Genomic DNA, 4,888 nt, shown 5'->3' with positions numbered 1-4,888 from the left:
GATCCGCAAGGCGATCCCGGTCGCGGGGGGCATGGCGGGCGGCAGCGCCGACGCCGCCGCCGCGCTCGTTCTCCGGTTGCGGCGGGGCGGCGTCCAGGCCGGGGAGCCCCTGGTGCCCGCCGCCCGCCGGGCGCGCGTGGCGGGGGATGTAGGGGATGGCCGGGCGGGGGCCCGGCCGGGCCCGGTCGCGGTCGCGCAGGCGGTTGCGGCGGGCGCCGTAGGGGGCGACGACCGCGCGGTAGAACGGTTTGCGGATCAGGGTGGGGACGAGCCGGTAGCCGCCGCGCACCATGACGTTGCGCCAGTACTGGGGCTGGGAGATGAAGCCCTCGCGGAGCATCTCGCGCTGCAGCCGCAGTTCGGAGCGCAGCAGGTCGCGGCCGCCGCGCCGCTCGTAGGCCCCCTCGCCGACGCGGTAGTACACGAGGGGCTCGGCGACGTTCACGATCCGCGCCCCGCCCGCGATCATGCGGGCGAACAGCCAGTAGTCCTCCATCAGGGGCAGGTCGCCGTAGCCGCCCGCGGCGACGACGGCGCTGCGCCGGTAGACGACCGTGGGGTGGTTGAACGGGTCGTGCAGGCGGGAGTAGCGCGCGATGTCGGCGGGGTCGCTCGGCGGGATGCGGCGGCCGACGATGTCGGTGATGTCGGTGCCGAACTCCAGCAGCCCCGCGCCCACGAGCTCGGCGCCCGCGCGCACCAGCGGGACTTGCGTCTGGAAGCGGTGCGGCATCGAGTAGTCGTCGGCGTCCATGCGGGCGACGATGTCGTGGCGGGCGGCGTGCAGGCCGGCGTCGAGGGCGGGGCCGAGACCGCGGTTGTGCTCCAGGTGGACGAACGTGACCTCGACCGGGCTGATCCTCACGAGGTCGCGCAGGCCGGAGGCGAGCGCGGGCGGGACGGGCCCGTCCTGGACGAGGACGACCTGGTCCGGGCGGAGGGTCTGGAGGTGGACGGCGCTGCGGAAGGCGTCCCGGACATGCTCCTCACGATCACCGCCGTAGACGGTCATCAGCAGGGTGAAGGGTTCGGGCTGCATGCGTCCGTTCCGGGGGGAGCGTGGCGGCCGTGGGGGCGCCCATGCGGGGGCGGGGCGGCGGGCCAGGTCGGGGGGTAGAGGGGGGCGCCGTCCTAGATGAGACGTTTCAAGAGGGTCGATGGTTTGCGCCGCCAAGATACCGCTGAGACGGCTCCCAGCGGGTTCGGGCGCGTCATCAGGTCGGTGCGCAGATGTTGCGGTCGGCGCGGATCTCCCCCGCGATCTTCGGAACCATTGGGCCCAGCCCCCGCAGTTGGGCGCCGTCCCTGCCGATGACCAGGTAGACGTAGCCGGGTTTCGCGGACGCCCACGGGCGCGGCTGGTGGCCGGGCACCGCGATCGCCGTGCGCGCGGCCTGCCGCTCGGCGCCCGCGCCGTAGAGGATCTGGGTGTGGGGGACGGGCTTCCTGGCGGTGCCGACCTTGACGACCTGGAAGCCGCGCTCGGTGAGCTGGTCGGCGGTCCGCTGGGCGAGGCCGCCGGTGCCGGAGGCGTTGTAGACGCCGAGCCTGACCTGCGTGGGCGGGACGGGCTGGACCTTGTTGTTCGCGGGCACGGGCTCCGGCTGGGGGAGCTTGTTGTCCTCGCGGATGGCCCGGAACAGGGGCTCGGCGGCGGCCTGGGCGAACTGGACGCGGTTCTTGTCCTGCGGGAACGCCTGCACGGGCACGGTGACGAAGCGGACCTTGCCGGCGCTCATCCCGCCCAGGGACGCGGCGAGCTTCTGCATCACCGACAGGGTGAGCCCGTCGTCCGCCTTGATGGACCTGGTGGCGGCGGACAGGAAGGCGTAGGTGCGGCCGGGGTCGGTGAGCATGCCCTTGTCCGTGGCCTTCTTGACGACGGAGGCCATGAACGCCTGCTGCCGCTTGATCCGGTCGAGGTCGGAGCCGTCGCCGAGGACGTAGCGGGTGCGGACGTAGCCGAGGGCCTGGTCGCCGCGGACGGTCTGCCGGCCGGCCCTGAGGTGCAGTTCGGCCTTGGGATCGTCGATCCGCCGGGGGACGCAGATCTCCACGCCGCCGAGCGCGTCCACGACCCGCTTGAACCCGGCGAAGTCGACCTCGACGTAGTGGTCGATGTGGATCTTGGTGAGCGACTCGATCGTCCGCCAGGTGCAGGCCGGGCCGCCGTTGGAGAACGCCGCGTTGATCATTCCGAACTGGGCCGGGACCGTCGTGCCGTTCTTGCGCTTGCACGGCGGCATCTGCACCATCGAGTCGCGCGGGAAGCTGACGCCGATGGCGCTCTGCCCGCCGGGCGAGATGTGCAGCAGGATCGTGGTGTCGGAGCGCTGCCCGGCCTCGGTGCCGTAGCGGGCGTTCTCCCCGGCGCGGCTGTCGGAGCCCATCATCAGGATGTTCAGCGAGTTGTTCAGCTTGGGCGGCCGGTGCTCGCCGAGCCGGCCGTCGACGTTCTCCCGGTCGATCTGCCCGTCGAGCCGGCGCCAGAACCCGTAGGCGGTGAGGCTGCCCGCCACGAGCACGACCGACAGCCCGATCGACACCCAGCCGAGCATGCGCCACAGGCGCCCCCGCACCGGCGGCTCCGGTGGCGGCGGGGCGCTGTCCGCGTAGTACACGGGCGGGGGCGCGACGGCTCGCTGCATCCGGAACATTTCAGCACAGATTGGACATGCGCCACGGGCGTCGTGGGAAAGAGCCGGGCCCGCGTTCCGACCGCCGCATAAGGGGCACCGGGTAGATGATCTAGACGTAAGGGATGCTGTACGGTCCTGCCCATGGAAGAGGCCGGTCAGCTCGACGCGCTTGAGCGGGCCGTCGAGGGGACGCTCGCCGAGGGGTCGTTCGAGTTCGACGACGAGGAGGCGGTGCTCCGCATCGAGGGGTCCCTCGTCCTCACGACCGGCTGGTTCCTCGGCCTCGGCGCGGGCGGCGTGGGCCTGCTGCTGACCGGCGCCGTCCTGTCCCTGACCGGGCTCCCGGACCAGGCGCGGTGGGCGCTGGCCCCCGGCGCCGTCCTGCTCGCCCTGGTGGGCGGGTTCGTCCTGCTGCTGCGCTTCACCCCGCTCGCCGGGCTCTGGTCGGACCTCGAACTGCGGTTCGCCGAGCAGGCCATGGTCCACCGGCGCACGCGGATCCCGTTCGGCGACCTGCGCCCCGAGCACCTGGTGTGGAAGAACGGCCGGTTCTTCCGCCGCCTCTACGTCCGGCACCCGGCGCTGCGCAAGCAGCTCGCCGGGTTCTTCGGCAGCGAGGAGCGGCAGGCCGAGGAGTTCCAGCGGCGGCTCTGGGATCTGATCCGCGCGCCCGACCTGAACGGCGTCCTCGCCCGCGGCAGCGACCTCACCCCGGTGCAGCGCTGGATCATCGCGGCCGGCGCCCCCTACGGCGCCGTCAACGGGTTCCGGGTGGACCGGCTCGGCGCCGCCCCCGGCGCGTCCGCCGCGGCCGCCGACCGCCGCGCGGCGCAGGACCTGCTCCAGGACCCCTGGGGCGCCTACGACCTGGAGCAGCTCCTCGGCGCCGTCAACTGGCTCGTCCAGGACGGGCACCGCGCCGACTTCACGCAGGACGCGCACCTCGCCGGCCGGTCCCCCGCCGAGCAGCGGGAGTACGAGTCGCTGCTGCGCGAGGTCGACGGCCTCATCGCCGGCGACCGGCTGGAGCCCCCGTTCGTCGAGCGGCTGATCGAGCTGGTCCGCGTCCGGTACGGGGACGAGGGCGGCTCGTACGCGCGGCTCGTCCCGCCGCTGCTGCGCGACGAGCCGGGCGCGGACGCGAGCGAGGAGGGCGCCGAGCTGGCCCAGTTCCTCCACCAGCTCTTCAACGACCGCAACCACGCGGCGGAGGAGCTGCACCGGCTGAAGGCCCTCGCCGACCCCGCGCTGCGCGCCAACGTGGGACGGTTCCTGATCTGGGACTACGGGCGCGCGCTCATGCTCTTCCGGTGGGGCCACATCGTCGGCTGGCTGACCGAGGAGTACTGCTGGGACCGGATGCTCCCGCTCGCGCTCGACATCCAGCGGCGGTACACGTCCTGGCGCGACATGGCGACCTGCTACCTGCAGGGACGCCTGCTCTGGTCGGGCGGCGGCGGCCCGGCGCAGGCCGAGTACGAGCGGCTCGTCGAGGAGCTCGCCACCGAGCCCCTCAGCCCCTGGAACCTCGTCCCCTGGGACCTGGAACTCACCCGCGACTGGACCTAGTCCGGGATTCGCCGCCCGCCGCAACCGGACCCGCGTGTGATCTATCTCTCCGGTCCCCGGAATGCCCACCGCGGAACGGTTGTGTCGGCGCGGCCATCTGTATATGGGAAATCTGCCACGAAATCACCATTCACCGCACGTAGTCTGGTCCGACCTCACTCGGCACCCCGCACGTGAACCGCCCGGAGCGACCATGAACCCCCCACCTTGGCCCGGCCAGCAGCCCGGTCGGCCGGGATTCCCGCCGCCTGCCGCGCCCGCCGGCCCTCCGCCGATGCCCGGCGGCCCCGGCTTCCCACCCCCGTACCCGCCGCGGCGCGGCGGCGGCAGCACGCTCGTGTGGCTGCTCGTCGTCGGCGCGGTGCTGGTGGTGGCCGTCGCCGGGACGTTCGCCGTCCTCGTCTTCAGCGGCGATGACGACGACCCGGCCCGGCCCGTGACGCTGCCGTCCACGACGCGCCTCCCGAGCTACGGCTCCTCGACGGAGCCGACCGTGCCCTCGCCCACCTACTCCAGCGGCGGGGCGGTCGACCCCGCCGGCGTCCTGAAGCGGACGATCACGACGGCGAAGGGCAACGTGTTCACCCAGATCAACTTCGGCCGCTCCTTGAGGGCGAGGTCGCGCACCTGGTCCATGTCGACGCGGCCGGTGTCGGCGCGCACGTCGTAGCGGACGGGGC

At 73.1% G+C, this 4,888-nt stretch carries 4 protein-coding genes; 2 read left to right on the top strand and 2 right to left on the bottom strand.

Annotated elements, in window-relative coordinates; genetic code table 11:
- On the bottom strand, nt 1-1,039 hold a 1,039-nt coding region (locus AB0C69_RS38005; protein WP_360360715.1), incomplete at its 3' end, for a glycosyltransferase.
- A 175-nt stretch (nt 1,040-1,214) separates the two neighbouring features.
- Nucleotides 1,215-2,648 carry an LCP family protein gene (locus tag AB0C69_RS38000; protein ID WP_360360712.1) on the bottom strand — a complete coding sequence of 478 codons (1,434 nt, stop codon included), beginning with the start codon at nt 2,646-2,648 and terminating at the stop codon, nt 1,215-1,217.
- 132 nt (nt 2,649-2,780) lie between these two features.
- On the opposite strand from AB0C69_RS38000, the gene AB0C69_RS37995 reads away from it, so the two are divergent.
- Together AB0C69_RS37995 and AB0C69_RS37990 are read left to right on the top strand one after the other, a co-directional pair.
- Nucleotides 2,781-4,208 carry a DUF1266 domain-containing protein gene (locus AB0C69_RS37995; RefSeq protein WP_360360709.1) on the top strand — a complete coding sequence of 476 codons (1,428 nt, stop codon included), beginning with the start codon at nt 2,781-2,783 and terminating at the stop codon, nt 4,206-4,208.
- Nucleotides 4,209-4,482: 274 nt separating this feature from the next.
- Nucleotides 4,483-4,878: a hypothetical protein gene (locus AB0C69_RS37990; protein ID WP_360360706.1), complete on the top strand. Its 396-nt coding sequence runs from the start codon at nt 4,483-4,485 to the stop codon at nt 4,876-4,878.
- Nucleotides 4,879-4,888 lie beyond the last annotated feature (10 nt).

This window comes from Actinomadura sp. NPDC048032, assembly GCF_040653175.1.
GTDB classification, from domain to species: Bacteria; Actinomycetota; Actinomycetes; order Streptosporangiales; family Streptosporangiaceae; genus Spirillospora; species Spirillospora verrucosospora.
Note: the sequence above shows the minus strand (reverse complement) of the source record. Positions and strands in the feature narration are given on the sequence as shown.

What these genes read in the sequence shown, in the direction of transcription:
- AB0C69_RS38000 (WP_360360712.1), bottom strand. Translation starts at nt 2,648, where the DNA reads ATGCAGCGAGCCGTCGCGCCCCCGCCCGTGTACTACGCGGACAGCGCC.
- AB0C69_RS37995 (WP_360360709.1), top strand. Translation starts at nt 2,781, where the DNA reads ATGGAAGAGGCCGGTCAGCTCGACGCGCTTGAGCGGGCCGTCGAGGGG.
- AB0C69_RS37990 (WP_360360706.1), top strand. Translation starts at nt 4,483, where the DNA reads ATGCCCGGCGGCCCCGGCTTCCCACCCCCGTACCCGCCGCGGCGCGGC.